This is a genomic window from Streptomyces aurantiacus, from assembly GCF_027107535.1.
Taxonomy (GTDB): domain Bacteria; phylum Actinomycetota; class Actinomycetes; order Streptomycetales; family Streptomycetaceae; genus Streptomyces.
The window spans coordinates 1,809,511-1,835,942 of the sequence record NZ_CP114283.1 but is presented as its reverse complement, the minus strand read 5'-3'; the positions used below and the strand labels follow the sequence as shown (position 1 = coordinate 1,835,942).

At 71.8% G+C, this 26,432-nt stretch carries 26 protein-coding genes; 11 read left to right on the top strand and 15 right to left on the bottom strand.

The window, feature by feature from the left end:
* Nucleotides 1-78: 78 nt before the first annotated feature.
* Both O1Q96_RS09795 and O1Q96_RS09790 read right to left on the bottom strand, forming a co-directional pair.
* Entirely contained in the window at nt 79-1,257 is a 1,179-nt protein-coding gene (locus O1Q96_RS09795; RefSeq protein WP_269247789.1) for a serine hydrolase domain-containing protein, read from the bottom strand.
* Nucleotides 1,209-2,552, bottom strand: coding sequence for a Bcr/CflA family multidrug efflux MFS transporter (locus O1Q96_RS09790; protein ID WP_269247788.1), 1,344 nt, complete (start codon nt 2,550-2,552; stop codon nt 1,209-1,211). Before O1Q96_RS09790 ends, O1Q96_RS09795 begins: the two co-directional genes overlap by 49 nt.
* A gap of 114 nt (nt 2,553-2,666) precedes the next feature.
* Between O1Q96_RS09790 and O1Q96_RS09785 the strand changes: the two genes are divergently transcribed.
* The gene (locus O1Q96_RS09785) at nt 2,667-3,668 is read left to right on the top strand and encodes a Gfo/Idh/MocA family protein (RefSeq protein WP_269247787.1); all 1,002 of its coding nucleotides are present in this window, start codon (nt 2,667-2,669) and stop codon (nt 3,666-3,668) included.
* 154 nt (nt 3,669-3,822) lie between these two features.
* On the opposite strand, the gene O1Q96_RS09780 is transcribed toward O1Q96_RS09785, so the two are convergent.
* Nucleotides 3,823-5,469 (bottom strand): alkaline phosphatase D family protein, encoded by a 1,647-nt coding sequence (locus tag O1Q96_RS09780; protein ID WP_269247786.1) that lies wholly within the window; start codon nt 5,467-5,469, stop codon nt 3,823-3,825.
* 143 nt (nt 5,470-5,612) lie between these two features.
* On the opposite strand from O1Q96_RS09780, the gene O1Q96_RS09775 reads away from it, so the two are divergent.
* A complete protein-coding gene (locus O1Q96_RS09775; protein ID WP_269247785.1) occupies nt 5,613-6,401 on the top strand; it encodes an SDR family oxidoreductase in 789 nt (262 codons plus the stop codon).
* A 139-nt stretch (nt 6,402-6,540) separates the two neighbouring features.
* Here the strand turns inward: O1Q96_RS09775 and O1Q96_RS09770 are convergent, their stop codons facing one another.
* Nucleotides 6,541-6,867, bottom strand: a complete 327-nt coding sequence (locus O1Q96_RS09770) for a nuclear transport factor 2 family protein (protein ID WP_269247784.1) — start codon at nt 6,865-6,867, stop codon at nt 6,541-6,543.
* Between the two features lie 150 nt (nt 6,868-7,017).
* Here O1Q96_RS09770 and O1Q96_RS09765 point away from each other — a divergent pair, with 150 nt between their 5' ends.
* A complete protein-coding gene (locus tag O1Q96_RS09765) occupies nt 7,018-7,584 on the top strand; it encodes a DoxX family membrane protein (protein ID WP_269247783.1) in 567 nt (188 codons plus the stop codon).
* A gap of 102 nt (nt 7,585-7,686) precedes the next feature.
* Entirely contained in the window at nt 7,687-8,010 is a 324-nt protein-coding gene (locus tag O1Q96_RS09760) for a MazG-like family protein (RefSeq protein WP_269247782.1), read from the top strand.
* Between the two features lie 47 nt (nt 8,011-8,057).
* On the opposite strand, the gene O1Q96_RS09755 is transcribed toward O1Q96_RS09760, so the two are convergent.
* The 5 genes from O1Q96_RS09755 to O1Q96_RS09735 all read right to left on the bottom strand — a co-directional run bounded on the left by O1Q96_RS09755 (nt 8,058) and on the right by O1Q96_RS09735 (nt 13,585).
* Nucleotides 8,058-9,275 carry a GTP-binding protein gene (locus tag O1Q96_RS09755; RefSeq protein WP_269247781.1) on the bottom strand — a complete coding sequence of 406 codons (1,218 nt, stop codon included), beginning with the start codon at nt 9,273-9,275 and terminating at the stop codon, nt 8,058-8,060.
* 105 nt (nt 9,276-9,380) lie between these two features.
* On the bottom strand, nt 9,381-10,073 hold the full coding sequence (locus tag O1Q96_RS09750) for a response regulator (RefSeq protein WP_269247780.1): 693 nt from the start codon (nt 10,071-10,073) through the stop codon (nt 9,381-9,383).
* 256 nt (nt 10,074-10,329) lie between these two features.
* On the bottom strand, nt 10,330-12,351 hold the full coding sequence (locus O1Q96_RS09745; protein WP_269247779.1) for an ABC transporter permease: 2,022 nt from the start codon (nt 12,349-12,351) through the stop codon (nt 10,330-10,332).
* A 47-nt stretch (nt 12,352-12,398) separates the two neighbouring features.
* The gene (locus tag O1Q96_RS09740) at nt 12,399-13,124 is read right to left on the bottom strand and encodes an ABC transporter ATP-binding protein (RefSeq protein ID WP_269247778.1); all 726 of its coding nucleotides are present in this window, start codon (nt 13,122-13,124) and stop codon (nt 12,399-12,401) included.
* Nucleotides 13,125-13,216: 92 nt separating this feature from the next.
* Entirely contained in the window at nt 13,217-13,585 is a 369-nt protein-coding gene (locus O1Q96_RS09735) for a DUF4333 domain-containing protein (protein ID WP_269247777.1), read from the bottom strand.
* Nucleotides 13,586-13,751: 166 nt separating this feature from the next.
* Here O1Q96_RS09735 and O1Q96_RS09730 point away from each other — a divergent pair, with 166 nt between their 5' ends.
* Nucleotides 13,752-15,068 (top strand): sensor histidine kinase, encoded by a 1,317-nt coding sequence (locus O1Q96_RS09730; RefSeq protein WP_269247776.1) that lies wholly within the window; start codon nt 13,752-13,754, stop codon nt 15,066-15,068.
* 65 nt (nt 15,069-15,133) lie between these two features.
* Here the strand turns inward: O1Q96_RS09730 and O1Q96_RS09725 are convergent, their stop codons facing one another.
* Nucleotides 15,134-15,649, bottom strand: a complete 516-nt coding sequence (locus O1Q96_RS09725) for a YceI family protein (protein ID WP_217455513.1) — start codon at nt 15,647-15,649, stop codon at nt 15,134-15,136.
* A gap of 105 nt (nt 15,650-15,754) precedes the next feature.
* Between O1Q96_RS09725 and O1Q96_RS09720 the strand changes: the two genes are divergently transcribed.
* On the top strand, nt 15,755-16,276 hold the full coding sequence (locus tag O1Q96_RS09720) for a MarR family winged helix-turn-helix transcriptional regulator (RefSeq protein WP_269247775.1): 522 nt from the start codon (nt 15,755-15,757) through the stop codon (nt 16,274-16,276).
* A 77-nt stretch (nt 16,277-16,353) separates the two neighbouring features.
* Here the strand turns inward: O1Q96_RS09720 and O1Q96_RS09715 are convergent, their stop codons facing one another.
* Both O1Q96_RS09715 and O1Q96_RS09710 read right to left on the bottom strand, forming a co-directional pair.
* Nucleotides 16,354-17,661: an SGNH/GDSL hydrolase family protein gene (locus O1Q96_RS09715; protein ID WP_269253550.1), complete on the bottom strand. Its 1,308-nt coding sequence runs from the start codon at nt 17,659-17,661 to the stop codon at nt 16,354-16,356.
* A 206-nt stretch (nt 17,662-17,867) separates the two neighbouring features.
* Nucleotides 17,868-19,190 carry an extracellular catalytic domain type 1 short-chain-length polyhydroxyalkanoate depolymerase gene (locus O1Q96_RS09710; protein WP_269247774.1) on the bottom strand — a complete coding sequence of 441 codons (1,323 nt, stop codon included), beginning with the start codon at nt 19,188-19,190 and terminating at the stop codon, nt 17,868-17,870.
* A 306-nt stretch (nt 19,191-19,496) separates the two neighbouring features.
* Here O1Q96_RS09710 and O1Q96_RS09705 point away from each other — a divergent pair, with 306 nt between their 5' ends.
* Nucleotides 19,497-20,168, top strand: coding sequence for an enoyl-CoA hydratase-related protein (locus O1Q96_RS09705; protein WP_269247773.1), 672 nt, complete (start codon nt 19,497-19,499; stop codon nt 20,166-20,168).
* A gap of 30 nt (nt 20,169-20,198) precedes the next feature.
* On the opposite strand, the gene O1Q96_RS09700 is transcribed toward O1Q96_RS09705, so the two are convergent.
* Both O1Q96_RS09700 and O1Q96_RS09695 read right to left on the bottom strand, forming a co-directional pair.
* Nucleotides 20,199-20,966 (bottom strand): SDR family NAD(P)-dependent oxidoreductase, encoded by a 768-nt coding sequence (locus tag O1Q96_RS09700; RefSeq protein ID WP_269247772.1) that lies wholly within the window; start codon nt 20,964-20,966, stop codon nt 20,199-20,201.
* On the bottom strand, nt 20,963-21,922 hold the full coding sequence (locus O1Q96_RS09695; protein ID WP_269247771.1) for an alpha/beta hydrolase: 960 nt from the start codon (nt 21,920-21,922) through the stop codon (nt 20,963-20,965). Before O1Q96_RS09695 ends, O1Q96_RS09700 begins: the two co-directional genes overlap by 4 nt.
* Before the next feature lie 399 nt (nt 21,923-22,321).
* Here O1Q96_RS09695 and O1Q96_RS09690 point away from each other — a divergent pair, with 399 nt between their 5' ends.
* Nucleotides 22,322-23,095 (top strand): TetR/AcrR family transcriptional regulator, encoded by a 774-nt coding sequence (locus tag O1Q96_RS09690; RefSeq protein ID WP_269247770.1) that lies wholly within the window; start codon nt 22,322-22,324, stop codon nt 23,093-23,095.
* 41 nt (nt 23,096-23,136) lie between these two features.
* On the opposite strand, the gene O1Q96_RS09685 is transcribed toward O1Q96_RS09690, so the two are convergent.
* Complete coding sequence (locus tag O1Q96_RS09685) at nt 23,137-24,222, bottom strand: WD40 repeat domain-containing protein (protein ID WP_269247769.1); 1,086 nt, start codon at nt 24,220-24,222, stop codon at nt 23,137-23,139.
* 297 nt (nt 24,223-24,519) lie between these two features.
* Here O1Q96_RS09685 and O1Q96_RS09680 point away from each other — a divergent pair, with 297 nt between their 5' ends.
* The 3 genes from O1Q96_RS09680 (at nt 24,520) to O1Q96_RS09670 (ending at nt 26,264) form a co-directional block, all read left to right on the top strand.
* The gene (locus tag O1Q96_RS09680; RefSeq protein WP_269247768.1) at nt 24,520-25,347 is read left to right on the top strand and encodes a class I SAM-dependent methyltransferase; all 828 of its coding nucleotides are present in this window, start codon (nt 24,520-24,522) and stop codon (nt 25,345-25,347) included.
* Complete coding sequence (locus tag O1Q96_RS09675) at nt 25,344-25,526, top strand: hypothetical protein (protein ID WP_269247767.1); 183 nt, start codon at nt 25,344-25,346, stop codon at nt 25,524-25,526. The genes O1Q96_RS09680 and O1Q96_RS09675 overlap by 4 nt, the downstream gene beginning before the upstream one ends.
* Nucleotides 25,527-25,721: 195 nt before the next feature.
* Nucleotides 25,722-26,264, top strand: a complete 543-nt coding sequence (locus tag O1Q96_RS09670; RefSeq protein ID WP_269247766.1) for a hypothetical protein — start codon at nt 25,722-25,724, stop codon at nt 26,262-26,264.
* Nucleotides 26,265-26,432: the final 168 nt, after the last annotated feature.

Here is a 26,432-nt window from a genome sequence, read left to right as displayed (position 1 = left end):
GAATTCTACGAGGGCTACGGGCCCGGGATTCCGCGGGCGTCGCGCACCGGGCCTCGCAGTCCCCGAGCGGTGCGGCTCTCACGCTCCCCGTACCGCCCTGGCCAGCCGGGTGGCCGCCGCCGCGCGAGGTCCGTTGTCCGGGGGCCGGCGGCGCGGGTGGACGGTGTTGGCGAGGAGGACGAGGAACGTGTCCGTCGCCGGGTCCATCACCAGTGACGTACCCGTGAAGCCGGTGTGGCCCGCGGCTCCGCGGCCGGAGAGCGCGCCCATGAACGACGGACTGTCGAGGGCGAATCCGAGCCCGGGCGGCGACAGGAGGAGCTCGACGTAGTCGGGGCCGAGGATCCGGGCGGTGCCGTAGGAGCCGCCCGCCAGCAGGGTGCGGCAGAAGACCGCGAGGTCGCCCGCCGTCGAGAAGAGGCCCGCGTGGCCCGCGACCCCGCCGAGCGCCCACGCGTTCTCGTCGTGGACCACGCCCCGCAGCATCCCGCGGTCCGCCTTGGCCCAGGGCCGGCGCTGGTCCTCCGTCGCGGCCGCGTCCGCGCAGGGCCCGAATCCGGTGGCGGTCATGCCGAGCGGCCGGGTGATCCCGTCCCTGACGAGGACGTCCAGCGGGCGCCGGGTGATCCGTTCCAGGACCTGCTGGAGGAGCAGCATGTTGAGATCCGAGTAGGTGTACGCGCCGCCGGGCGCCGTCACCGGCTTCTCGGCCCGCAGCATGGCGAGCCGCGCCCTGTCGTCCGGGCAGTCGTACAGCGGGAGCTCGGGCCGCAGCCCGGAGGTGTGGGTGAGCAGGTGCCGCACGGTGATGCCGTACTCGGCGGCCGCCGTGAAGCCCGGCAGGTACGCCCCCACCCGGGCGTCGATGCCCAGCGTGCCGCGCTCAAGCTGCTGCACCGCGGCGACGCTCGTGAAGAGTTTCGTGAGGGACGCCAGGTCGAAGGGCGTGCGCGCCGTCGCCGGCACCCACGCCCCGCGCGGCAGCTCCACGCCGGCGTCCGTCTCCTCGTCGTACGCGCAGTACCGTGCGGCCCATCCCGCCGACTCCTCGACGGCGATCACGGGCCCCCGCCCGGCGACGAGCACGGCGCCCGCCGCCCAGGGCCGGTCCCCGTCGGTGAGCCGACGGAACTCCCGTACGAGACGGTCGAGTTCCTCCGGGTCGAGCCCGGCGCGTTCCGGCGTGCCGGGGCGCAGTCGCGGTGCGCTCAGCTGCCTGCTCCCTTCGCGTCCGTCTGATTCCGCCAGGGACGGCACAGTGCCATGAAGCAGCCGACGGCCACCAGTGAACACGCGAGCTGGACGACGGCCATCGGGACGGCCGTGTGCTCCCCGGCGACGCCGACCAGGGGGGTGGCGATCGCGCCGACGAGGAACGAGGAGGTACCGAGCAGGGCGGACGCGGAGCCCGCGGAGTGCCGGGTGCGCATCAGGGCGAGCGCGTTGGTGTTGGGCATGCACAGGCTCATCGCCGACATGAGGACGAAGAGTCCGACGGCGATGGGGACCAGTCCCACCTCGCCGAAGGCGCCGGTGGCCATCAGGAGCAGCGCGGCCGACGCGACGGTGATGATCGCGAGTCCGACGCCGAGTGCCTTGTCGAGGCTGACCCGGCCGACGAGGATCTTGCCGTTGATCTGGCCGACGATCACGAGCCCGATGGAGTTGACGCCGAAGAGGATGCTGTACGTCTGCGGGGAGGCTCCGTAGATCTCCTGGATCACGAACGGCGACGCGGAGATGTACGCGAAGAGCGCGGCGAAGGCGAAGCCGCCCGTGAGCATGTAGCCGGTGAAGACGCGGTCGGCGAGCAGGCCGCGCATGGTGCGCAGGGCCTCGGCGGTGCCGCCGGCGTGGCGGCGCCCGGGCGGGAGGGTCTCGGGCAGCAGCCGCCAGACGACGACGGTCAGCAGGATTCCGATGACGGTCAGGATGTAGAAGACGCCCCGCCAGTCGGTGATCCGCAGGACCTGCCCGCCGATGAGGGGCGCGATGATCGGCGCGACCCCGGAGATCAGCATGAGCGTGGAGAAGAACCGTGCCATGTCCACGCCGTCGTACAGGTCGCGTACGACGGCCCGGGCGATGACGATCCCGGCGGCGCCCGCGAGGCCCTGGAGCAGCCGGAAGGCGATGAGCAGTTCGATGGTGGGGGCGAGCGCGCACACGGCGGTGGCCGCGATGTAGACGAGCAGGCCGGCGATCAGGGGCCGCCGCCGTCCCCACTTGTCGCTCATCGGGCCGACGACCAGCTGCCCGAGCGCCATGCCGGCGAGGCACGCGGTGAGTGTCAGCTGCACGGTGGCCGCCGACGCGTGCAGGGCGTCGGTGACCTCGGGGAGCGCCGGGAGGTACATGTCCATGGACAGCGGCGGTACGGCGGTGAGACCGCCCAGGATGAGCGTGACCAGGAGTCCCACGGAGCGGCGGGCGCCCGGTGGCGGGATCGGCGGCGCCGCGGCGGCGGTCGTGCTCTCTTCGGTGACCGCCGCGCTCGGTATGTGTGCCTTCCGGCCGTCCTGGTCCCGCGTGGTGCGGCCCCGCTCGGGCATGTGCCCCTCCCTGTCTGTGGAATCCGCCACCTATGCTCTCAGCTCGTACAGGTGGTCGAGACCATCGAGTCGTCGACCGTCGGGTCTTGTGCTCACGGAGCGAGGGGTTTGGGGATGGCGGAGGAACGCGTGCGGTGGGGTGTGCTGGCGACCGGTGGGATCGCTGCGGCGTTCACTGCGGATCTCATCGATCTGCCGGACGCCGAGGTGGTGGCGGTGGCGTCGCGCACCGAGGAGTCGGCGAAGACGTTCGCGGAGCGGTTCGGGATACCCCGGGCGTACGGGGACTGGGAGTCCCTCGCGGCGGACGAGGACGTGGACGTCGTGTACGTGGCGACTCCGCACTCGGCGCACCGGGCGGCGGCCGGACTGTGCCTGGAGGCGGGGCGCAACGTGCTCTGCGAGAAGGCGTTCACGCTGAACTCGCGCGAGGCCGAGGAACTGGTCGGCCTCGCGAAGGAGCGCGGGAGCTTCCTGATGGAGGCCATGTGGATGTACTGCAACCCGCTGATCCGGCGCCTCAAGGCACTGGTCGACGAGGGGGCGATCGGAGAGGTCCGCACGGTGCAGGCCGACTTCGGGCTGTCGGGGCCCTTCCCTCCCACCCACCGGCTGCGCGATCCGGCGCAGGGCGGCGGCGCCCTCCTCGACCTCGGTGTCTACCCGGTGTCGTTCGCGCACCTGCTGCTCGGGGAGCCCTCCGAGGTGACGGCGCGGGCGGTGCTGTCGGAGGAGGGCGTCGATCTCCAGACGGGCATGCTGCTCTCCTGGGAGAGCGGCGCGCTCGCTTCGCTGCACTGCTCCCTGGTGGGCGGCACGTCGACCTCGGCGTCCGTCACCGGGTCCGAGGGCCGCATCGACATCCCGTACGGCTTCTTCCACACCGACCGTTTCCTGCTGCACCGCGACGGCCGTGACCCGGAGGAGTTCACGGCGAGCGCGAGCGACGGCACCCGAGCCAGCCTCAAGCACGAGGCCGTCGAGGTCATGCGCTGTCTGCGCGCGGGCGAGACCGAGTCCCCGCTGGTCCCCCTCGACGGCTCCCTTGCGGTCATGCGCACCCTGGACGCGGTCCGCCACAACGTGGGCGTCCACTACCCGGGAGAACCCGCCTGACGGCCTGGAGTTCTCGGGGCGCGGGGAACTGCGCGGTCTTCCAGGGGCGCGGGGAACTGCGCGGTTCTCAAGGGGCGCGGGGAACTGCGCGACCGGCCACGACGGCCCCGCGGCCGACGAACCACCGCAGTCCCCCGCCCCCCCCGGCGGAGCCCTACGCCGGCTTCAGCCCCTGATCACCGACCTCGGTGACGAACGACGCGGCGGTCGTGATCGGCGCCCCCGGCGTCGTCACGGCCGCCACCGTCTTGAAGTCGGCCCGCGCCGACTCCCGCCCGAGCCGCACCGTCGTGTAGCCGCGCCGCCCGTTGTAGAACTTCAGATGCGGGTTGGCCTGCATGTACGTGTCCCAGTTGGCGGGCTTCTCCGCACCGTCCCGGCCGCTGGTGACGGAGGTGGTCACGATCTCCGTACCGAGCGTCCTGGACGCGGGGTCGTCGAAGTCGTCCTTGATGTCGAAGGCGTACCCGACGTGGACGTCCCCGGTGAACACCATCAGGTTGTCGATCCCGGCGGACTTCGCGCCGGCCAGTACCCGCGCGCGCGAGGCCCGGTAGCCGTCCCACGCGTCCATGGACACCCGGGACGGCACGGTCAGGTCGAATTTCCGCTGGGAGAAGATGACTTGCTGCGGGAGCACGTTCCACAGCGCCTTCGAGGCGTGCCAGCCGTCGAGCAGCCAGCGTTCCTGCGTCTCACCGGTGATCGTGCGCGACGGGTCGTCCGTCTCGGGGCCGGGGACGTCGGCTCCGTCGCCGTACGCCTGGTCCGAGCGGTACTGCCGGGTGTCGAGGATGTCGAACTGCGCGAGCCGGCCCCAGTTCAGGCGGCGGTAGAGCTGCATGTCGGTGCCCTCGGGCCGCTGCGGGCGGCGCAGCGGCAGGTTCTCCCAGTAGGCGCGGTAGCCGGCGGCGCGGCGCAGCAGGAACTCCTCCGGCGGTACGGCGTTCTCCGGTATGTCGTCCGCGTAGTTGTTCTCGACCTCGTGGTCGTCCCAGGTGACCACGAAGGGGTGCTTGGCGTGCACGGCTATCAGGTCGGGGTCGGTCTTGTAGAGGGCGTACTGCAGTCGGTAGTCCTCCAGGGTGATGGTCTCCCTGTTGAAGAGGTCGGGCAGTACGCGGTCGGTGTAGTTGCGGGCGCCGCCCACGGAGTTGACCGCGTACTCGTAGAGGTAGTCGCCGACGTGGAACACCACGTCGACGTCTTCCTCGGCGAGATGACCGAACGCGGTGAAGTACCCGTCGTGGTAGGCCTGGCAGGAGACCGCGGCCAGCTTCAGTTCGGAGACGTCCGCGCGGGACGAGGGCGCGGTGCGCGTTCTGCCGACCTCGCTGATCCAACTGCCCACCCGGAAGCGGTAGTAGAAGACCCGGTCGGAGTCGAGGTGTCCGACCTCGACGTGCACGGAGTGGTGGAACTCGGGGTGGGCGACGGCCGCGCCACGTCTGATCACGTGACGGAACCGCTCGTCGCGGGCCAACTCCCAGCGCACGAGGACGCGTTCCGGCGGGAGGCCGGAGTCGGCCTGGTACGGGGTCGGCGCGAGCCTGGTCCACAGCAGCACGGAGTGGGCCTGCGGGTCACCGGAGGCGACACCGAGGGTGAAGGGGTTTTCGGTGATCTTCGCCGCGTCGAGCTCGGCGGCGCCCGCCACACCCGCGGTCGGCAGGTTCGTGGCGAAGGCGAGCGCGGCGGCCGCGCCGGTGACGGTGAGGAAGCGGCGGCGCCCGAAGTGACGGGCGGCGGCCCGCAGTTCGGGAGCATGCTCGTTCGTTCGCCGGTGACCTGAGGCTGTCATCTGGCTCTCCCCTGACAGTTGTTGTACCAGTTATTGGAGTGGTCAGGGTCAACTGTGGACTGTCGCGGACACAACAGTCGGGTGTCGGACGAATGAGTACTGAATGTCGGACCGTCGGACGTGCTCCCGTACCCTGCGGGGCCATGAACGCCAATCGGACGAAGATCGCGATCGTGACAGGCGCGGGCTCGGGCATCGGCCGTGCCGTGGCTGTCGAACTACTGCGGACCGGCTGGTCGGTGGCGCTCGCCGGCCGTCGCGCGGAGCGGCTGGAGGAGACGGCGGAGCTCGCGCGGGCGGCCCTCGGCGGGGAGCCGTCCGGGCAGGACAGCACGTCCCTGTGTGTGCGCACCGATGTGGCGCGGCCCGAGGAGGTGGCCGCGCTCTTCGCCGCCACGCGGGACCGCTTCGGGCGGCTGGACCTGCTCTTCAACAACGCGGGCACGTTCGGCCCCGGGGGCGTGCCGTTCGAGGAACTGCCGTACGACGCCTGGCGTCACGTGGTCGGCACGAATCTCGACGGGGCGTTCCTGTGTGCGCAGGCGGCGTTCCGGCAGATGAAGGAGCAGGATCCGCAGGGCGGAAGGATCATCAACAACGGCTCGATCTCGGCGCACACGCCCCGCCCGCACTCGGCTGCGTACACGGCGACGAAGCACGCGCTGACCGGCCTGACCAAGTCACTGTCCCTGGACGGCCGTTCGTACAAGATCGCCTGCGGCCAGATCGACATCGGCAACGCGGCGACCGACATGACCGAGCGCATGCAGACGGGAGCGCTGCAGGCGAACGGCGAGACGGCGCCCGAGCCCGTGATGGACGTCGCCGACGTGGCCCGCACGGTGCGGCACATGGCGGAGCTGCCCCTGGAGGCGAACGTGCAGTTCGCGACGGTGCTCGCCACCGCGATGCCCTATGTGGGCCGCGGGTAGCTCCTCGGGTGGGCCGAGTTGGCTCCTCGGGTGGGCCGGGCGTGGAGGGTGCGGCACGGACGCCGCGCGGATCTGCCGGAAGGCCGCTGTGCCCGGCCGCTCCGGCAGTTCCCTGCCCCCGGTCGCTCCGGGGGTCCGGCTACGCCTGGCCGGTCGCGAAGTGGGTGATCCTGCCGCCGTCGTCGACCGTGAAGCTCCACCTCGTCCGCATCTCGCCCCAGGCGTCGTTGCTGTAGCGGGCGAGGAGGGCGAGGCCGCCGTCCGCCTCCTTGTCGACCTCCATGTGACCGTGCGAGTCGAAGATCTCCCGCGCGGTCCAGTCGTCGAGGTCACGCTCCGAGCCGTCGTCGGACATCGTCGCGCCGGGCGCGAGGGCGGCCCGGAAGGCGTCGCGGTCGTGGGCGTTCACGGCGCTGACGAAGTCCCGGACGGCGGGGTGGCTCAGCTTGGCAACCTGAATCGTCATGTCCGCCAGACTCACACCGCCCCGGCGCCCCCGCCACCCGAACGGCGGCGCGGGCCGGGACCCGGGTGAGTGTTCGGTGCGACGGTGGGCAGGCGCGTACGAGACCGAAGCGACCGTTCGAGTGTGGATGTGCGAGGAGTGACGCGAACCGTGACCTCTTTCGACCGACGTGATCTGGGACTGCTGCTGCTCCGCTTCGGTACGGGCGGAGTGCTCGCGGCGCACGGGGCACAGAAGCTCTTCGGCTGGTTCGGCGGTGGCGGAATCTCCGGCACCGGCGAGTTCATGGAGTCCGTGGGGTACGCGCCCGGCAGGGCGAGCGCTGCCGCGGCGGGCCTGGCGGAGGCGGGCGGCGGCACTCTGCTCGCGCTGGGCCTCGCGACCCCGGCGGCCGGAGCGGCCGCGGCGGGGGCGATGGCGGGAGCCTCCGCGGTGCATGCGCCGAACGGCTTCTTCGCCCAGAGCGGCGGCTACGAGCACGCGGCGTCGCTCGGACTCGCGGCGGCGGGCCTCGCCGTCACGGGCCCCGGACGGCTTTCCCTGGACCATGTCCTCGGGCACCGGGTCGACCGCGGCTGGATGGTGCCGGTCGCCCTCGCCGGGACGGCCGCCGCGACGCTGGCCGTGGTCGGCGCCCGCTACAAGCGGGTGCGCGACGAGAAGGAGGGCCGGCAGGGGGAGTTGTTCGACGAGGAGGGCGTGGCGTACGGCTCGTAGGGCGGACGCGGCCGGCGGCCGGCAGCTCCTGGGTCCGCCCCGGGTCCGTGGCCATGACCGGACCGGACCGGCCTGTCAGTGACTCATGACAGGCTGATCGCCATGAGCGACGACGATCTCTGGGAGTCCATCGACCGCCTCCAGGACTGGCTGGTGCGCTCCCAGCCGTCCCGACCCCCTCAAGAGGCCCTTCTGCTGCGGATGTTGAAGCTTTCGGAGGAGGTCGGCGAGGTCGCCGAGGCGGTGATCGGCGTCACCGGGCAGAACCCTCGCAAGGGCACGTCGCACACCTGGGACGACGTCCGGTCCGAGCTGTGCGACGTGATCATCACAGCTGCGGTCGCGCTGCGGACGCTGACACCGGAGGCCCGTGAGGTCTTCACCACGCACCTGGCACGGGTGACGGACCGCTCGCTGGAGCGGTGACGGCCCGCTCCTGAGGGATGTGGGCCCCTCGCCCCCCTCCTCACCCCTCAGGAGGCGGCCGCATGCTCGTGTTCGCAGGTGTCGTCGATGCCCGCGGTGTCCCAGGCGGGGAACGGGTCGTCGTACGGCGGGCGTTCGGCCTGGGTCAGGAGGCACTTCGTCAGCGCCGCGCGCAGGGGCTCGGCGCGCAGTCCGACGCCGATGAAGACCAGCTCCTGCCCCGGGACGACCTCGGGGTCCTCGGCCGCCGACGGTTCGAAGCGGGCGACGGAGCCGGCCTGCGACCACAGGCCGGTCACGTACGGACGACTGGCCAGCCGGAAGAACCCCTTCGAACGCAGGACCCGGCCGAAGGCCCCGCTGTCGAGTTCCTCGGTGACGAAGGTCCACAACCGGGCCGGATGGAAGGGCAGTTCGGAACGGAAGACCGTACTGGAGATGCCGTACTCCTCGGTCTCCGGCACGTGTTCGCCGTTGAGCTCCATGACCCAGCCCGGCGCCTGCTGGGCCCGCTCCAGGTCGAACAGTCCCGTGCCGAGCACCTCCGTCAGGTCCACGCGGCCCAGTGTGGCCGAAAGGACACGGGCCACCGGGTTGAGGCGGGTCAGCGCGGCCCGCAGCTCGTCGGCGGTCTCCGTGTCGACGAGGTCGAGCTTGTTGAGGACGATGACGTCGGCGAACTCGACCTGGTCCACGAGCAGATCACTGACGGTCCGCTCGTCGTCCTCGAACGGGGCGAGCCCGCGCTCGGCCAGCTCGTCCCCTGCCGCGAGCTCCGGCAGGAAGTTCACGGCGTCGACCACGGTGACCATGGTGTCGAGGCGTGCCAGGTCGCCGAGCGTGGCCCCGTCGTCGCGCGGGAAGGCGAAGGTGGCGGCGACGGGCAGCGGTTCCGAGATGCCGCTCGACTCGATGAGCAGGTGGTCGAAGCGGTCCTCGCGGGCCAGCCGGTCGATCTCCTCCAGCAGGTCGTCGCGCAGGGTGCAGCAGATGCAGCCGTTGGTCATCTCGACCAGGCGTTCCTCGGTACGCGAGAGAGCGGCCTCGCCGCCGCGGACCAGCGCGGCGTCGATGTTGATCTCACTCATGTCGTTGACGATGACGGCGACGCGCAGCCCTTCGCGGTTGCCGAGGACGTGGTTGAGGAGGGTGGTCTTGCCCGCCCCGAGAAACCCGGAGAGCACGGTCACCGGGAGCCGGGGGTCGGGGCCCTCGTCGCCGCCCCCGTCGCGGTCAAGGTTCTGAGTGGTCGCGGGGACGGTCATGTCACGCTCCTGGTCCGGTCGCTCCCCCGGCCGGGTGAGCGACGCACACGCTACATGAAAATGGATCCCATTTACATGTAGGGCTCCGGGAGTGCTTCCCGTCCGCTACGTCCGGCCGTCCGCGTGGCCGGTCCGCCAGGCCCAGGCGGCGATCTCCACACGGTTCCGGGCCGGGAGCTTGTGCTGGACGCTGGTGAGGTGCGTCTTCACCGTCGAGAGGGAGACGAACAGGGACGCGGCGATCTCGGCGTTGGTGTGCCCCAGGGCCACCAGCCGCACGACGTCCAACTCCCTCTCGGTCAAGGGTTCCTGGGGGTGGGCGGGAGCGGACGCGAGGGGTGACGGCGCCGGTGCCCGGGTGGCCGTGACGTGCTGGAGGAGACGCACGGTGACGGACGGGGACACCAGCGAGTCGCCGACGGCAGCGGCCCGGACGGCCTCGGCGAGGAGGACCGGCCCGGAGTCCTTGAGGAGAAAACCGCAGGCGCCGCCGTTCAGGGCGCCGTAGACGTACTCGTCGAGGTCGAAGGTGGTGACCACGACGACCCGCATCGGGTCGCGGACGCCCGGCCCCGCCAGCAGACGGGTGGCCTCCAGCCCGTCCAGCTTCGGCATACGGATGTCCAGCAGGCACACGTCGGGCCGTAGCCGCCGGGCCAGTGTCACGGCCTCCTCGCCGTCGGAGGCCTCGGCGACCACCGTGATGTCGGGCTGCGCGTCGAGGAAGAAGCGGAATCCCGTACGGACCATGTCCTGGTCATCGGCGATCAGGACACGGATCGGGGTGCGGTCGGTCATGGGCGCATCTTGCCTGACGTGAAGGACGGAACGGGAGAGAAGCCCGGGCGGGGTGCGCCCGGGCGGAGGGCTCGGGCGTACCCCGCTCGGGGCTCGGGCGTACCCCGCTGGGGGTGCGGGGTGCGGGGTGCGGGGGTGGGGAGGGGTGCGGGGTGGGGGCCCGGAGGTCATGAGCCGGGCCGGAGCCGGGCAGCCATGTGCCGGGCCGGATCCGCGCGATCAGAGGCCGCCTCCCCCTCGGCGCACGCGTCGGGCGTCAGTCCGGCTGCTGGGACGGGTTGTCGGTGACCGCGCGGAGCAGCGGGCGGCTGGCCCCGATCGCCGTGAACATCGCGGCCGCGCCGAGCAGGGCGCAGAGCCCCAGTCGCAGCGCGCCGGTCGCGTCGAGCGTGGTGCCGCCGGCCTCGTTCAGCTTCACCGCCGCGTACACACCGCACCCCGTCATGGTTCCGGCAAGGAGGACGAGCGGGACCACGGTCTCCCGGACCCTGGCCCGGTCCAGAACCCGGAGCGGGGTACCGGCCAGCCGGAGCAGGCCGTAGACGCGGCGGCGGTCCAGGACGTTCGCCGCGGCCGTGAGACCGGCTGAGGCGGTGGCGACGAGGAAGCTCACCGCCATCGACGCGAGGCTCAGATCCCGCAGCTGGTCCTGCACGAGATCGTCCACCGCGGTGAGGCTCTTGTCGGTGTATGGGGGTGAGACGGGGTTCAGCGGCGCCAGCGCGGTCGCGGCGGCATCGAGCCGGGCCGGGTCGCTTCCGGAGATCCGGGCCAGGATGCCCGGGCCGCCCAACAGCAGTGACCCGTCGGACCGATCCCCGGTGAGGGCCTGGACGGTGGCAGGCACCCCGGCGTCCTTCAGCAGTTCGCGGGCCCGGTCCGCGCTCTCCCGTACGGCGGCCCGCCCATGTGCCCCGTCCGGGGCGGCGACCGCGACCTGGTCCGGGTGCTCGAAGGTGTCGAAGCTCAGGTGCGCGACGGAGAAGAACCCGGCCACGAAGCCCGCCAGGACCAGGCCGCTGACGGTGCGCCAGGCTCCGCGCGGGTCGTCGCTGAGCCTGCGGGCGGCCAGCAGGGTGGCAGGCCTGCGGGCGAACCGGGCCAGCACCCTGCCGATCCGGTCGGTCGCCCACGGGCCGACGATCCAGAAGGCCCCGTAGAAGAGGATCAGCAGCGCGACCTGCTGGGAGATCCTCAGGCCGCCGTCCCGCGCCGTGACGACGACGTAGAGCACGAGGCCGGCGAAGAGGACCAGGCGGATCATGCGGGTGCGCCGCGGGTCGGACTGCTGGGCGACACCGAGAGGTGAACGCACCACCTCGCGCAGCGCGCTGACGGCGCTGAGTGCGGTGAGCGAGGCCACCGAGGCGACCACGGCGGCCGACCCGGCCACGCCGACCCACAGGTCCGCGGCGAACCAGGTGCCGATACCGAACGGCAGGCCGGCCAGGGCGGGCAGCAGCGCCGCGTAGGCGAGGGCGCCGGTGGCCGCGCCCGCCGCGCCGACGGCCGCCGCCTCGGCGCCGGTCATCGCGAGGATCTGCCGGGGTGTCGCCCCGGCCAGTCGCAGCGCGGCGAGGCGCTGTTCGCGGCGGGCGGCGCCGAGCCGCCCGGCGGCGGTGGCCAGCACGATCACCGGCACGACGAGCAGGCCGATGCCGATCAGCGCCCCGGACCGGTCCTGTGCGGTGAACACGCTTGGGGTGGTGCCGGAGAAGCCGGAGACGACCGCGCGGCCGGCGAGCCCGGAGTCCATCACCGGCTGACCCGCGGCCTCGGACACCGCCGGGTCGGAGGGAGCCCGGCCGATCACGGCGAGGAGTTCGCCGGGGGCGGCCAGTCCGGCGTCACCGACCGTCCCGTACGCCCGGGGCTCGGGAAACCGGTCGGCGAGCTGGTTGCGGGGCAGCCTGTGCACCAGCTCGGCGAGGGCGGGCGAGAGGTAGACCTGGCCCGGCTTCGGGAAGGCGGCCACGCCGGGCGGTGCGGGGGTGGCCTCGCGGCCCGGCAGCTGGGCGAGGTCGACGACGGTGACCGGTTCGCCGCGTACGAAGGTGGTGGACAGGGTCTGGACGGCGGTCCCGTTCCTGTCGGGCTGCGGCGTCCGCCAGTCGGTGCGGTCGGCCCGTGTGCCGGCCCCGGACCACGCGGCGAGCAGGACGAGCAGCACCAGGGCGCTGACGGCGGCGGCTCCGGCGGCCAGCAGATGGGACTGCAGTCCGCGGCGGCCGGAGCGGCGGGCGAGGTGCCAGGTCAGGGGCAAGAGGGGGGAGGGCATACGGGGCTCCGGTGGTACGGGTCGGGGGTGGACGGCAGGGCTCTCGGTCAGGGGGCCACCGTGTACTGGCTGAACCCGAGGACCCGGCCGTCGCGGACCTGGAGGACCCGGTCGCAGTGGGCGGCGACATCCGCGTCGTGCGTGACCATGACCAGCGACGCGCCCTGTTCGCGGGTGACCCGGGTGAGCAGCCGGACGACCTCCTCGCCGGTGGTCTGGTCCAGCGCGCCGGTCGGCTCGTCGGCGAAGACCACGTCCGGCTCGACGGCCAGCGCGCGGGCGATGGCGACCCGCTGGGCCTGCCCGCCGGACAGCTGTCCGGGGCGGCGCTGCTCCAGCCCGTCCAGGCCGAGCGGGGCGAACCAGCGCCGGGCCCGGGCGACGGCCTGCTTGCGCGGTACGCCCTCCAGCATCAGCGGCAGGGCGATGTTCTCCTCGGCAGGCAGCTCCGGCAGCAGTTGGCCGAACTGGAAGACGAAGCCGAACCGCCGCCTGCGCATCGCGCTGAGCCGGTTCTCGCCCCAGGTGTCGATGCGCCCCCAGCCTTCGGCCGGGGGGACCCCCATCTCGCTTCGCTCGCCCCGCAGCAGGACCTGCCCGGCGTCCGGGCGGATGATCCCGGCGAGGATGTGCAGGAGTGTCGACTTGCCGGACCCGGACGGGCCCATGATGGCCAGCGACTCGCGCTCGCCGACCTCGACGTCGACTCCGTCGAGTGCCGTGGCGGACGCGTACTTCTTGACCAGGCCGAGCCCGGACAGGACGGTGCCCATGATCGTGTGCCGTTCCCTTCTCGATTCTCAATTCGCCGTGCCCGGTTCGCGGTTCGCGGTTCGCGGTTTTTCGCCGGGCGTCAGGACGCGTCTCAGCGTTCGAACTTCCAGGTGATCGACGTGCCGGTCGCCTCGACGGCACGCACCGGGATCTCCACGCGCTTGCCGTCCGGCGTCTTCGCGGTGCAGGTGACGGACGCGCCGGCCACCGCCTTCAGGCCGCTCGGGCAGGACACCGCGCCGATGTCACGGCCGACCCACGGCAGCGGCTGGTACTTGGACTCGATACGGCCCTGGAGGATGTCGGCGCTGAGTGCCTTGTGGCCGTCGACGGTCACACTGGAGTACTTGTCCAGTCCCGTGGTCGACTGGGTGCCGCTGACCGCGTAGGTCACTCCGGCGCCCGCGCCGACGAGGACGGTGGCCGTGGCACCGACGACGATCATGTGCCTGCGCTGCATGGGGTTCTCCTTGGAGCCGGGGGTTGGCGTCGAGGTGTTCGACATGCCTCGACTCTCGCCTCCGCCCGGCCCCCGGCGCCTCGGCCGAACGGCCACTGTCCCCGGGGTACGTGTGCCACCGGGTCAGCCGATCGGCCGATCCACCCGCCCTCCCCCGCTCCGTACGGTGAGCGGCGTGAATCTCGTGCGTCCGACCGACGACCCCACCGCGCCCCGTTCCCGCCGGCAGAGCTGCCTGCGGACGGCCGGCGTCACCGTCCTGGTTCTGCTGGCCCTCGTGGACCTGCTGATCGCGGCCTCCGGGAACAGCGCCGTGTGGCCGCTGTTCGTGGTGCTTCCCCTGGGGCTCGCGGCCCTGCTCTGGCCGGTCGGCCACCGTCCCGAGTGGCTCACCCCACAGGTGCGTACGGGCGTGCCCGCGGGCGTCTCCCTGGCGCTGACCGCCGTGGCCGCACCGAGCGGCCGGATGGACGGGTTCGGACCGGGCGAGATCGCGATCCTGCTCTGCCTGCTGCTGGTGGCCGTGCGCGACTGCCCGCCGCAATGGGCGGTCATGTGTGCCGTACTGGACGGCGCGGCCGTCGTGGTCCAGCCGCTGCGGATGGTGCAGGACGCCCTGAAGATGAACGACACCTCGAGCCTCTTCGGGGCCACGCTGGTGCTTCTGCTGCTGGTCGGCATCATGGCCGGGCTCGGCGGCTACCTGCGGACCCTGGACCATCGGCGAGGGGTCGCGGTGACCGAGACCCGCCGCTCGGAACGCCTCGCCATGGCCGCCGACCTGCACGACTTCGTCGCCCACCACGTCACCGGCATCCTCGTCCAGACCCAGGTGGCCCGCATGATGGTCACCACCGAGCCCGAGAACCTGGACCCGGTCCTGGCGGGCATCCAGAACGCCGCCACCGAGGCCCTCGCCTCGATGCGCCGTACGGTCGGCATCCTGCGCGAGGCCCCGCACCCGACCGCCGGACCGGAGAGCGGCGGGTCGAACGGCGCCGGGCCGGATGGCGGCGGACCGGCGAACACCGGGCCGGAGACCGCCGGTCTCCACCCCGCGGGCGACCTGGCGGCGCTCGCCGACCTGGTCGAGAGGTTCGGCGGTCCGGCCGGGCCCCGGGCACTGCTGGACCGCGACCCCTCGGTGCCCGGCAGCCTGCCCCACGAGGTGCAGGCCGCCGCGCACCGGGTCGTCCAGGAGGCGCTGACGAACGTACGCCGTCACGCGGCCGACGCCACCGAGGTCACGGTCCGTCTGACGTACGCGGAGGGCACCCTGCGGGTGCTGGTGCGCGACGACGGCCGGGGCGGCACGCAGATGCCGCACGCGGCCCGTGGCGGCGGTTTCGGGATCGTCGGCCTCACCGAACGCGTCACCGCGCTCGGCGGGGAACTGCGCACCGGGCCACGCCCGGACACCGGCTGGGAGGTCACGGCCCTGCTCCCCGCGGTGGGGACGCGTGGGAAGCGCCCGACACCCTGACGCGGGAGCCGGTCGGTCTGCCGGCGGCGGGTGCCGTGCGCTGTCGCCCCTCCTACGCGGGCCTCCTACGCGGGCGTGCGCGTGAAGCCGAGCGTCGCCGTGACCGTGGTCAGGCCGCGGATCATGCCCAGTTGGTTCCAGCCCATGCCGAACTGGTCCCGGTCCACGGTGAACTCCGCGGTGAGCGTGACCGCGTCGGCGCTCGCTCCGGTGACCCGGGCGGTGACGGACTGCGGTCGGCTGATGCCGCGGACGGTCAGCTGACCGGATATCTCGGCCGTGTCGTCCTGGCGGACCACGGCGTCGCGGACGGCGAAGACGAGCGAGGGGTGCCGCTCGGCGTCGAAGAAGTCGCCGCCGCGCAGGTGCTCGTCCCGCTTGCCGTTCTTGGTGTCCAGGGACGCGGCGTCCACGGTGATCGTGCCGCGCGCGGTGCCGTCCGGCCGGACCTCGCCCTCGCCGGTGACGCCGCCGAAGGCACCCTTCACCGTGACCATGCCCCACATCGTCCGGTGCTTGATGGCGACGGTGGAGCGGGCGGGGTCGAGCTGCCACAGTCCGGTTTCCACGGCAACGGTCATGGGACTTCTCCTGGTGGTTGCGAGCGATGCACTCAGTAATCCAAATTTGGATGACCACACGCTAGCCCATCATCCAAATTTGAACAATGGGTAGACTGGGTGACTATGGCCGCCTCTTCCGACCCTGCTGACCAGCCCGAACACGAGCCGACGGGTGACTCCGGGCTGCTGCCGGCCGAACTGCGGTCCTGGATGCGCCTGTTGGCCGCGGCCGGGGCGATCGAGCAGCTGCTGCGGTCCCGCGTGAAGGACGTCATGGGCGTTTCGCACGACGAGTTCCTGGTCCTGTGCCTGCTGGCCGACCAGCCCGGCGCCACCCTGCGGATGACCCGGATCGCCGAGCTGCTGGGCCGCCCGAAGACACGGCTGACCTATCAGGTGGCCTGTCTGCAGCACGCGGGGCTGATCACCAAGAACGCGGCGTGCGGCGACCGGCGCGGCATCGAGGTGGCCCTCACGGACAAGGCCCGCCGCCTGGTGAGCGAGTCCACACGCCCGCTGGCCGACGCCGTCTCGCAGGCCATCGCGCAGACTGCCTGCGCCCAGCGGTACACGCAGCTGCACGATCTGCTGCCGGTACCGCCGGACCCGGACACCGAGGGGCACACCCCCGAGAAGCGCGCGTAACCGAAGGCCGGGACGCCGGGAAACCGGAGTGCGGGATCGGCGGAGCGTCCGGGCCTTCGGACGTCGAGCGGGCCCGGTCAGCCCGCCCGGCCGTGGAAGAGCCGCAGGGGCACCGCTGCCGCCAGGGTCCGGTAGCCCTCGGGGTTGAGGTGCAGCCAGTCCCCGTCGTGCAGCGTGGGCCTCAGGCGCCGCGGGTCCTGCGGGTCGCGTACGGCACGGTCGAAGTCGACGACCGCGTCGAACCGTCCACTCGTACGGATCCAGGTGTTGATCTCCTGCCGGGACGCCTCGCGGTGCCCGGCGGGATCGTCGTACATCGTGTTGCCGCCGAACGGGGTCAGCGTGGCCCCGTACACGCGGATGCCCTGCGCGTGCGCCCGGACGACGATCTGTTCGTACGCGGCGATCAGTGCGGCCGTGACGTCGCGCTGGGCCGCGGGTGTGGCGGCGGCGGTGCCGACGTCGTTGACCCCTTCGAAGAGGACCAGCCAGGAGACTCCGCTGCGGGACAGGACGTCCCGGTCGAGCCGGGCGAGGACGTTGGGGCCGAGGCCGTCGTTGAGGACGCGGTTGCCTCCGGCGGCCTGGTTGAGGACCGCGACCTCGTCGGTCGCGGGGTGCGCGCGCAGCCGGTCCAGGAAGCGGTCGGTCCACCGGTCGTTGCCGTTGGTGGTGGAGCCGCGGCCGTCGGTCAGCGAGTCGCCCACGACGGCGACCGCCGCCGCGTCGGGACCGGAGAGCACCTCGACGTCGCTGAGCAGGTACCAGTGGTTGACGGCGGTGGCCTGTGGGAGGTCCGGGTCCCGGGTGTGGTCGGCCTTCTGGAGGTACGAGGTGGTACGCGATCCGGGGTGCGAGGTGAGCGCGCGGGAGGGCTGGCCCTCGGCGAGGTAGGCGGTCACGGTCAGGTTCGAGCCCGGCCGCAGGCCGAAGTCCAGTGGGTCGGAGACGAGTTGGGCCCCGACGGGCACGGTCGCCGACGCACGTCCGGCGAAGGTCACCCGCCGCAGTGAGCCCGGTTCGACCGCGCTGACACCCGCCCGGCCGTCGAGCGGGAGAGCCACGGTCACCGCGGTCAGAGGCAGCGGGGTGTCGCCGAAGGCGTTGGAGAACCGCAGCCGCATGCGTCCGCCGCCGGTCGAGACGCGCACGGTCTGTCGCAGCGTCGTGTCGACCAGGACCGCACGGTCCTCGGTGAACGGCGGAGGCGGCATGTTGCCGGGCTCGGTGAGCTGCGGCATCGCGGTCCAGGTGTTGACCCAGTGCCGGGCGGAGGACGCGGCCGGAGCGGCGGCACGGTCCGCGGGCCGTGGGCCCTTGGCGAGGGCCACCACCGCGGACGCGGTCACGAGGAGGGCCAGGACCAGTACGCAGGTGGTGATCAGGTGGGCGGGCGACGGCGTTCTGGACGAGGTCGACCCTCTCGGCGGTTTCACGGAGGACGGCGGCTTCACGGATGTCGACGGCTTCACGGGCGCGGCTTCTCCTTCTGGACTTCTGGAGCGGAAGACGGGCCCCGGTGGCCGGTAACTCTTCACCGGCCACCAGGACATGACGGGACGTCAGCAACTGTCGGATGGGGAGGCGGCCGTCAACTGCTGCTGCAGGTCGTTCCGTTGAGGGTGAAGGTGCCGGGGCGCGCGCTGTTCCCGGTGTGGTTCGCCTGGTATCCGATGCTGACGCTCGCGTTCGCCGCGATCGTGCCGTTGTACGCGGCGTTGGTGGCCGTCACCGCGCCGCTCGCCGGGGCGTACGTGGCACCCCAGCCGTTGGTGATGCTCTGCCCGGACGGCAGGGTGAAGCCCAGCTTCCAGCCGTCGATGCGGGTGGTGCCGGTGTTGGTGATCGTCACGGAGCCGGTCAGTCCCGTGCTCCAGGCACTGGTCGTGGCGGTCACCTTGCAGGCGCCCGGCTGAGGTTGGGGCGCGGGTCCCGAGCTGTCCAGGCCGAAGAAGGTGAGGGCCCGGGCCGCCATGCCATTGGCGTACAGGTTGTGGCCCACGCCCTGGAGGCTGATCGCCTCGACGGGGGCCCGGTCGCCGGTGGCGCCGTAGCGGGTGCGGGTCCAGCCGGACTGGGGTGAGTCGGTGGCGGCCGGGGTCTGGCTGACGCCCAGCACGTTGGTCCACTGCTTGATCTGCTCACCGAAGTTGGGGTAGCGCAGCACGTCGTCCTCGGTGCCGTGCCAGACCTGCATGCGCGGCCTGGGGCCGGTGTAGCCGGGGTAGGCGTTGCGGACCAGGTCGCCCCATTCCTGCGGGGTGTGGATCGAGTTGCCGCCGGAGCACTCGCTGTTCCACTCGGAGCCGTTGGTGGTGGCGAAGCAGCCGAACGGCACGCCGGAGAACGCGGCCCCTGCCGCGAACACGTCCGGATAGTCGCCCAGCAGGACGTTCGTCATCATCGCGCCGGAGGAGATGCCGGTGGCGAAGATCCGGCCGGTGTCGGCGGAGTAGGTGCGGGTGACCCAGTCGACCATCGACTTGATGCCGACGGGGTCGCTGCCGCCGCCGCGCTTCAGTGCCTGGGGCGAGGCGACGTCGAAGCACTTGCTGGCGCGGGTGACCGACGGGTAGACGACGATGAAGCCGTAGCGGTCGGCGAGGGAGGCGTACTCGGTGCCGGAGTACATCGCCGGGCCGGATCCCGTGCAGTAGTGGACGGCCACCACGACCGCGGGGTTCGCGGTGACGCTGTCCGGTACGTACAGGTACATCTGCAGGTTGCTGGGGTTGCTGCCGAAGTTGGTGACCTCGGTGAGCGCCGCGGTGGGAGCCGCCTCGGCGCTTTCGCGGGCGGCGGCTCCGGGTGCGTTCAGGAGCATCGCGGCGAGCAGGGACACGAGCGCTCCGAAGAGCACTGCGAGCCCCGAACGCGACGGTCTCCCGACGGTGTTGCTGCCAGTGGCGGACATGTCGGTCCCTTCCGGATCACGACTGGGGGATGGCACGGCGCAGCGACACCACGCGACGGGGCCGGTCGCATGGCATGGTCATGACTGTCGTGGAAGCGCTCCCACAGGGTGGAGACCGAAACCGGCCACTACGTATGGCGCGTTTCGACGGACCGCCCCAACAGGCCGTATCGGCAGCGTGTTTCGCGGACCTCTTGCAGGCTCTATGTCCCGTGTCATAAGTTACCGACAAGTAGCTTCATGGTCGAGGCTCGGCCCGCCCACTCGCGTCGGCAGAGGCTCGCCACCCAGCCCGAAGGGGGCACCATGCCCGTACTCGACCGCCAGGACGACGTCTTCGTCCTCGACCTCGGAGACGGCGAGAACCGATTCCACCCCGACTGGCTGGCCTCCGTGAACGCGGCCCTGGACGAGGTGGAGAAGGCGGAGGGCCCGCGGGCCCTGGTGACCGCCGCCACCGGCAAGTTCTACTCCAACGGCCTTGACCTGGACTGGCTGTTCGCCCATGCCGACCAGCACCAGGAGTACGTCGTCGGCGTCCACGAGCTGTTCGCGCGGACGCTCTCCCTGCCGCTGGTCACCGTGGCCGCCCTGCAGGGGCACACCTTCGCGGCCGGCGCGATGTTCTCCCTGGCCCACGACTTCCGGGTGATGCGCGCCGACCGCGGCTACTGGTGCCTGCCCGAGGCCGACATCAACATCCCCTTCACCCCGGGCATGTCCGCGCTGATCCAGTCCCGGCTGACGCCGCGCACCGCGCACGAGGCCATGGTCACCGCCCGCCGCTTCGGAGGCGACGACGCCCTCGCCGCCGGGCTCGTCGACCACTCGGTGGCCGAGGACGCCGTACGCCGCACCGCGGTGGAGCTCGCCCGGGCCCAAGCCGGCAAGGCGGGCCCCACGCTCGGCACCATCAAGGCCCGTATGTACGCGCCCGCCCTGGACGCGCTGCGGAACGGGGACAACCCTCTCGGCTGAACCCGGTTCCGGCCTCGTCCGGGCGGGGCCTCAGACGGCGGACCAGCCGTTGTCGACCGGGAGGATGACGCCGTTGACGTTGCTCGCGGCGTCGGAGGCCAGGAAGACGATGGCGGCCGCCTGCTCGTCCGCGGTCGCCGTACGGCCGGCGTTGCCCAGATGGCGCATGATCACGGACGGTCCGTGCGCGTCCCGGTCCAACTCGACCTGGATGTTCGTCACGGTGCCGCCGGGGGCGATCGCGTTCGTCCGCACTCCCTTGTCGCGGTACATGACGGCGAGGGACCTGGTGAGGCCGGCGATGCCGTGCTTGGCGACCGTGTACGCGGTACCGGCGGCGCTGCCGCGCAGGGACGCCTCGGAGGCGGTGAACACGATCGCGGCGTTGCCGCTCGCGAGGAGGTGGGGCAGCGCGGCGCGGCTGAGCAGGAACGGCGCGGTGAGGTTGATCCCCAGGACGCGCTCCCACTCGGCGTCGCTCGTGTCGGCCGCGGCCGACATCCTGTCCATGACGCCCGCGTTGTTGACCAGTACGTCGATGCCTCCGAAGGCGTCCACGGCGGTGGCCACGACCCGGTCGACGACCTGCTGATCGCTGAGGTCCCCGATCACGGTGACGGCGGTGCCGCCGGCCGCGGAGATCTCCCTGGCGGCCGCCTCGGCGCCCTCCCCGTTGATGTCGGCGAGGACCACGCGGGCGCCCTCCGCCGCGAACCGCAGCGCGGCCGCGCGGCCTATGCCGGAGCCGGCCCCCGTGACGACGACCGCCCGGCCCGACAGACCTGTGGTGGAACTCATCGCTGCTCCTCCTTGAGGGTCTCGTCGGGCGCGGTGGCCCGTCGTACGCGCTCGGCGATCAGGGCGTACACGCCTCTGGCCGTTTCGGCGTCCTTCTGGTCGTAACCGTGATCGGCGCCCGGAACGTCGTAGTGACCGAGCAGCGCGCCGACCCCACGCAGCCGCTCGGCGTAGCGGACGCCCTCCGCGCGCAGGAGATCGTTCTCGGCGGTGACGACGAAGGCGGGGGCGATACCCGTGAGGTCGGCCGTGTCCGACGGATGGGCCGGGGAGACCAGAGGGTCGGTGCGCTGACGCGGATCCGGTACGTACGAGGAGTCGAAGACGTCCGCCATCCAGGGGCGCAGCATCGGCCTGGCGATGGCCGCGCGCTTGTCGCGGGCGCCGGTCGCGAGGTCGAAGGGCGGGTAGTGGAGCACCTGGAGCGCGATGACCGGCGCGCCCTCGTCCCCGGCGTCCAGGGCCTGCCGGGCGACCGCCGCCGCGAGGCCGCCACCGGCGCTCTGCCCGCCCACCGTGAGCCGGGTGCCGTCCCAGCCGTGCTCCGCGCCGTGTTCGGCGACCCAGCGGACGATCTCGTACGCCTGTCGGGGCGGGGCGGGGAACGGGTGCTGAGGAGCGACGGCGTAGTCCACGTTGACCACGGCCACCCCGGCCTCCGCAGCGAGGAACCGGCACAGGGGGTCGTCCAGCCCGATCGGCGGCAGGACATAGCCACCCCCGTGGAAGTTGACGTGCACCGGCACAGGCGTGCCCGGGGCGATGTCCGGCAGGTAGACCACGGCACGGGCCGGCGCGACCGAGGTCGGGACGGTCAGCTCGCGGGTGGTGCGGGGGTACTCCGGATAACGCTTGTAGAGGGAGGACGCGAGGTGCCGTTCGATCACCAGGCTGTTGACCCGCTGCATCGCTCTGGCGACGAGGGAGGCCACCGCCGGGCGGGCGAGGAGGGGCATGACTTGCTCCGTTCGGTGGGGCGAGGAGGCGGGCCGTGAGGGGGCGGCCGACGTGACGGATCCTGCCCGTCGGCGAGGGCGGGGGGCGGGGACCGGATCCGGCCTCAGCCGATCATGATGTGCCCGGCCCGCGGGGACCCGGTGGACGCGCGCCGGAGCGGTCGCGCGGGGCGACGGCCGACTCCGTCCCGCCGGCGCCAGACGCGCCGTTGTTGATGTCGACGCTGACGCCGTCGCCAGCTGCGGTGTCCTATGGCACGGATGGCACGGATGCCAGAGTTGGCACGGATGCACGGTTGGCACGGCCGCTCCTCCTCCGGCAGCGCCGGGCGCTCCCCGGGGCCACTATCCAGCACATGTCGGTTATCCGACAAGTGGCGGAAAGGCTAAGCTCGGCCCATGCCCGCGTCCGCCATGGATCCCCGCACCCGCCGCTCTCGCTCGGCCCTGGAGACAGCCCTGCGGGAACTGATCACCGAGCGGGACCTCAGCCAGCTCTCGGTCTCCGACATCACCAAGCGCGCGGGTGTCAACCGGTCGACGTTCTACGAGCACTACACGGACGTGCACGATCTGGCCGCCGCCGCGTGCACGTCGGTCTTCGACGAGTTGGTGGCCGCCAGTCCGGTACCCCTCGCGCCGCTCGACGCCGAGGGCGTTCCCGTGGCCGACCCGTTGCCGGACCTGTTCGCACACGTCGCCGAGAACGCCCCGCTCTACCAGGCCCTGTTGGGTGACGACGGCAGCGCCCGTGTCATCAACCACCTGCTCCATCGCATGGCGGTCGCCGCCCTCGTGCGCCGCGTCCCGGCCGACGCGGAGGCCCCGCTCGCCACGATCCCTTCGGCCGGACCTGTCGGGCCGGTCGGGCCGGTCGGGCCGGTCGGGCCGGTCGGGCCGGTCGGGCCGGTCGGGCCGGTCGGGCCGACCGTGCCGCTCACCCCGTTCGGCGCCGAGGATTCGGTGGACGTCCCGCACGATCCGGCCGCCGTGTTCGTGGCGGGCGCGGTTCTCAGCACCGTCATCGACTGGCTGCGCCGCGACTGTCCCGGCACGCCCGAGGCTATGGCCGCCGCCCTCTGGCCGCTCCTCATCGGCACGGCGAAGGCGGCGGGCTGGACACCCGGGCCACAAGGGCCACAAAGGACAGCCGGGACCGCGGATCCCGGATGACCACGGCACCGAGCTCCGCGAAGGCCCCGGTCAGCGCGGCGCTAGCCGTTCCACTGCCACACCCGCACCAACTCGGTACTGCCCACGGCGGCCAGCAGATCACCGTCGGGGTGGACGGCGAAGTCGTCGTACCGACCGGCCTGTTCCAGGTGCGTGATCTCCGGGCCGGCGGTCACCTCCGACAGAAGACCGCGCCGCAGCCACAGCACACGGCCCTCGTCGGCGCACACCAGACGCATGCCCTTGGCCCCGAACCCGTCGAAGCGTTCCTGCCCGCTGAACTCGCGGTGCAGGACGACGTCATCGGTGCCCGTCCGCCAGACGATCAGCTCACGGAAGCTCGCACAGGCGACATACCGGCCCGACGGTGAGACGGCGAGCCAACAGCCCGGCTTGAGGACCTCCATCCAGTTGCGGATCCGCTTCTCGACCGGCGGTCCGTTCTCACGGTGGACATGGACGCGGTTGGTGGTGGCCATGGCGACCACCGAACCGTTCGCACTGATCGACGTGGCCGCGAGCCCGGCCGGGCAGGGCACCTCCCGGAGGATGCGGCCGTCGTCGAAGCTGCGTACGGCCAACCGGCGCTTGTCGTGGGTGGCGAGCACCTCTCCCCCGCTGGTGACCAGGAACTCATCGGTGCGCAGCGGGACCGACCGGTACTGGTGCTCGCCCGACCTGCCCGAGAAGTTCACGACGTCCAGGCTCCTGGGACGGGCCACCGCGACACTGTGCCGGGTCGGGGACACGATGGCCTGGTGGCCCAGGCGGAGTTCGGCTCCGCCGGGCACCCCGGGCAGTTCCTCCCCCGAGTTCAAATCCCACCGCTCGACCGCGCCGTCCCCCGCTACGACGACGGCCGTGTGGTCGGGACCGAAGCCGATCGTCGACTGCCCGTCGGTCCGGCGGGTCCGGCGCATCTGCCGGACCCCGTCGCCCAACCCCGCTCGGGAGGACGGAGAGACGGTGAGGTTGTAGAGCAACTCGAACGTGAACGCGGCGGCGTGGCGGGAGGCGGCCGGCTGCCAGACGCGGTCGTTGTCGTCACCCTTGTCGGAGAGCCGGTCCGAGATCCCCCGCACCACGAGGGCGCCGGTTCCCGCGTTCAGGGGGCGCGCTGCGGCCACAGCGCACTGGGGCGGAGTGCGATGAGTGGCAGACGAGTCGGGCTGTACGCCGAGCGCGTCGCCTGATTCCGGGGGCGACCTTCGAGCGCGTCGCCTGGTTCGAGTCGGCGACCTTCGAGAGAGCGTTGCGCGTCGGGCCATCGTGTGCGCCGGGCGGGTCACGTTGTCCAGGGCGGTGAACGGCAATCACTGCCAACGACGCGCGCAATCACCCAACCACTGACGTATTACGCACTGTTGCCGTTCAGGCACCCGCGATAGCCTGCCGATGTCCGGACACAGACGCCACGAGGCTGCATGGACGAAGGACACAGCACAGGCGGTGACACACGGGGCACGAGGGGGATCGTGGAGCGGCGCGACGCGCGTGGGCACTACGAGGAGCTGGCAGCAGAGTACGACGAGCACTGGGTCTACGGCCCCGACTATGTTCCCTGGATGTCCGGCCGGATCGCCGAGGCGTTGCAGCTCGGCCCCACGGACCGGATCGCCGACATCGGCTCGGGCACCGGCCTGTTCGCCAAAGAAGTAGCCAGGCAGGTCCAACCACGCCGTCCCCTTCTGTGCGTCGATCCGTCCGAGGCGATGCTCCGCTGGCTCGGCACACCGCCGCCGCCCGATCTGACGCCGGTCGTCGCCTCCGCCGAGGACATCGCCGAAGGGCGCGCCCACCTGCCGTACGAGCAGCTCGACGCGATGTGGTTGAAGGAGTCGGTGCACCATGTGGCCGACCCCGCGCGCACACTCCAGGGTCTCAGCGACCAACTGGCCCCCGGAGGTCGACTGCTGGTGGTGATGCTCCCTGCCACCATCCAGTACCCGCTGTTCAGCGCGGCCCTCGACCGTTTCGAGGAGCTGCAGCCGGCCCCCGCCGCCATCGAGCGGCATCTGCGCGCGGCAGGGCTTCAAGCCGAACTCACCCACGTCGAGCACGAGCTGCGCATCGGCCGGGACAAGTACCTCGGCATGGTCCGAGCCCGCTACATGTCCCTGCTCTCCACCTTCAGCGACAGTGAGATCGAGAAGGGCGTCGAAGAGATGCGGATCGCCCATCCGGAGCCCGTCCTGGTGTTTCCCGACCGGTTCGCGTTCATCCTCGGACAACGAGGGAGTGAAGACGCGTGAGTACCGTGGTCGACGAGCGGCTGAGGCGCCTACGGAGTGAACTCGACGATCACTCGCGGATCGCCGATCGGCTGGGGCTCGATCTGGAACGGCCGCTGAGGTCCCTCAACGACGGTTATCCCGAGAACGCCGTCGCCTTGATCGGCAAACTGACCGAGAAGTTACTCAAGGAGCTGTAGCGCCACCACGGCATCGAGGGCGACCCCTCGACCAAGGCCCTGAACGACCTCGTCAAACGCTGTCGTCCGCACATACGCAGCAGCACGGTCATCGACGCACTCGAAGACATCCGTCGGCTCCGCAACCGGTCCACGCACGACGGGTACGACATCAGTGACGAAGACGGGCTGCTGGCGGTCCGCCGGCTCGTCGACGTGCTGGTCTGGTTCACCAACACCGGAAGCGCGGCGCTTCTGGGCGGTGAACCGGACATGGCGCCCGAGGTGGCTCGCCGCTGCGAGTTCCTGGCCGGGCTGTACGTCACGCTCGGCTACCGGCAGGCCAAGCGGTTCGTCCTCAGCCCCGACACCGTGTACCAGCTCTTCTGCCGCGAGTCGGGGATGCGCCTGGAGTATGTGGAGCTGATGCTTTCCAGGGACGCGGACGATCTGAACACCGTCCTTGCCGCGAGCGGTGGCGAGCTGCTGCGCACCCGGCTGCCCAAGCTCACCCGGTTCGTCGTGGTGGACGACGACGGTGGCGCGGCGCCCGGCGCTCTGCATCGGATGCTGGGTCTGGACTTCCGGATCGTGCGATACGACGGTTTCGTCGACACCATCGTCAACCTTGACGCCCACCTCGCCGATCTCACCCCGGCGGACGACCCCGACGACCCGGCCGAGCCGCGGACCGCCGTCGCCGCGGCCGCGCTCACCACCGACCCGCACACCGGCGAGTCGAAGGATGGCCCTTGGTGAGCGGAAGAGCTGAGTTCGAGCCAGACCAAAGTGCGGTACCCGGCGACGTCGGGTACCGCCTCCAACGACAAACCTGGATGATGAGTTCGCAGTCGGTACCGAGATCGGCGACGGCTCCGTAGAGAGTCGATCCGAACCAGCCAGAGCCCGTCGCGCGCCCCTCCACTC

What these genes read in the sequence shown, in the direction of transcription:
- O1Q96_RS09750 (WP_269247780.1), bottom strand. Translation starts at nt 10,073, where the DNA reads ATGACCGACCGCACCCCGATCCGTGTCCTGATCGCCGATGACCAGGAC.
- O1Q96_RS09785 (WP_269247787.1), top strand. Translation starts at nt 2,667, where the DNA reads ATGGCGGAGGAACGCGTGCGGTGGGGTGTGCTGGCGACCGGTGGGATC.
- O1Q96_RS09760 (WP_269247782.1), top strand. Translation starts at nt 7,687, where the DNA reads ATGAGCGACGACGATCTCTGGGAGTCCATCGACCGCCTCCAGGACTGG.
- O1Q96_RS09790 (WP_269247788.1), bottom strand. Translation starts at nt 2,552, where the DNA reads ATGCCCGAGCGGGGCCGCACCACGCGGGACCAGGACGGCCGGAAGGCA.
- O1Q96_RS09770 (WP_269247784.1), bottom strand. Translation starts at nt 6,867, where the DNA reads ATGACGATTCAGGTTGCCAAGCTGAGCCACCCCGCCGTCCGGGACTTC.
- O1Q96_RS09740 (WP_269247778.1), bottom strand. Translation starts at nt 13,124, where the DNA reads ATGGGCACCGTCCTGTCCGGGCTCGGCCTGGTCAAGAAGTACGCGTCC.
- O1Q96_RS09700 (WP_269247772.1), bottom strand. Translation starts at nt 20,966, where the DNA reads ATGAGTTCCACCACAGGTCTGTCGGGCCGGGCGGTCGTCGTCACGGGG.
- O1Q96_RS09755 (WP_269247781.1), bottom strand. Translation starts at nt 9,275, where the DNA reads ATGACCGTCCCCGCGACCACTCAGAACCTTGACCGCGACGGGGGCGGC.
- O1Q96_RS09680 (WP_269247768.1), top strand. Translation starts at nt 24,520, where the DNA reads ATGGACGAAGGACACAGCACAGGCGGTGACACACGGGGCACGAGGGGG.
- O1Q96_RS09720 (WP_269247775.1), top strand. Translation starts at nt 15,755, where the DNA reads ATGGCCGCCTCTTCCGACCCTGCTGACCAGCCCGAACACGAGCCGACG.
- O1Q96_RS09725 (WP_217455513.1), bottom strand. Translation starts at nt 15,649, where the DNA reads ATGACCGTTGCCGTGGAAACCGGACTGTGGCAGCTCGACCCCGCCCGC.
- O1Q96_RS09690 (WP_269247770.1), top strand. Translation starts at nt 22,322, where the DNA reads ATGCCCGCGTCCGCCATGGATCCCCGCACCCGCCGCTCTCGCTCGGCC.
- O1Q96_RS09735 (WP_269247777.1), bottom strand. Translation starts at nt 13,585, where the DNA reads ATGCAGCGCAGGCACATGATCGTCGTCGGTGCCACGGCCACCGTCCTC.
- O1Q96_RS09705 (WP_269247773.1), top strand. Translation starts at nt 19,497, where the DNA reads ATGCCCGTACTCGACCGCCAGGACGACGTCTTCGTCCTCGACCTCGGA.
- O1Q96_RS09695 (WP_269247771.1), bottom strand. Translation starts at nt 21,922, where the DNA reads ATGCCCCTCCTCGCCCGCCCGGCGGTGGCCTCCCTCGTCGCCAGAGCG.
- O1Q96_RS09745 (WP_269247779.1), bottom strand. Translation starts at nt 12,351, where the DNA reads ATGCCCTCCCCCCTCTTGCCCCTGACCTGGCACCTCGCCCGCCGCTCC.
- O1Q96_RS09780 (WP_269247786.1), bottom strand. Translation starts at nt 5,469, where the DNA reads ATGACAGCCTCAGGTCACCGGCGAACGAACGAGCATGCTCCCGAACTG.
- O1Q96_RS09775 (WP_269247785.1), top strand. Translation starts at nt 5,613, where the DNA reads ATGAACGCCAATCGGACGAAGATCGCGATCGTGACAGGCGCGGGCTCG.
- O1Q96_RS09710 (WP_269247774.1), bottom strand. Translation starts at nt 19,190, where the DNA reads ATGTCCGCCACTGGCAGCAACACCGTCGGGAGACCGTCGCGTTCGGGG.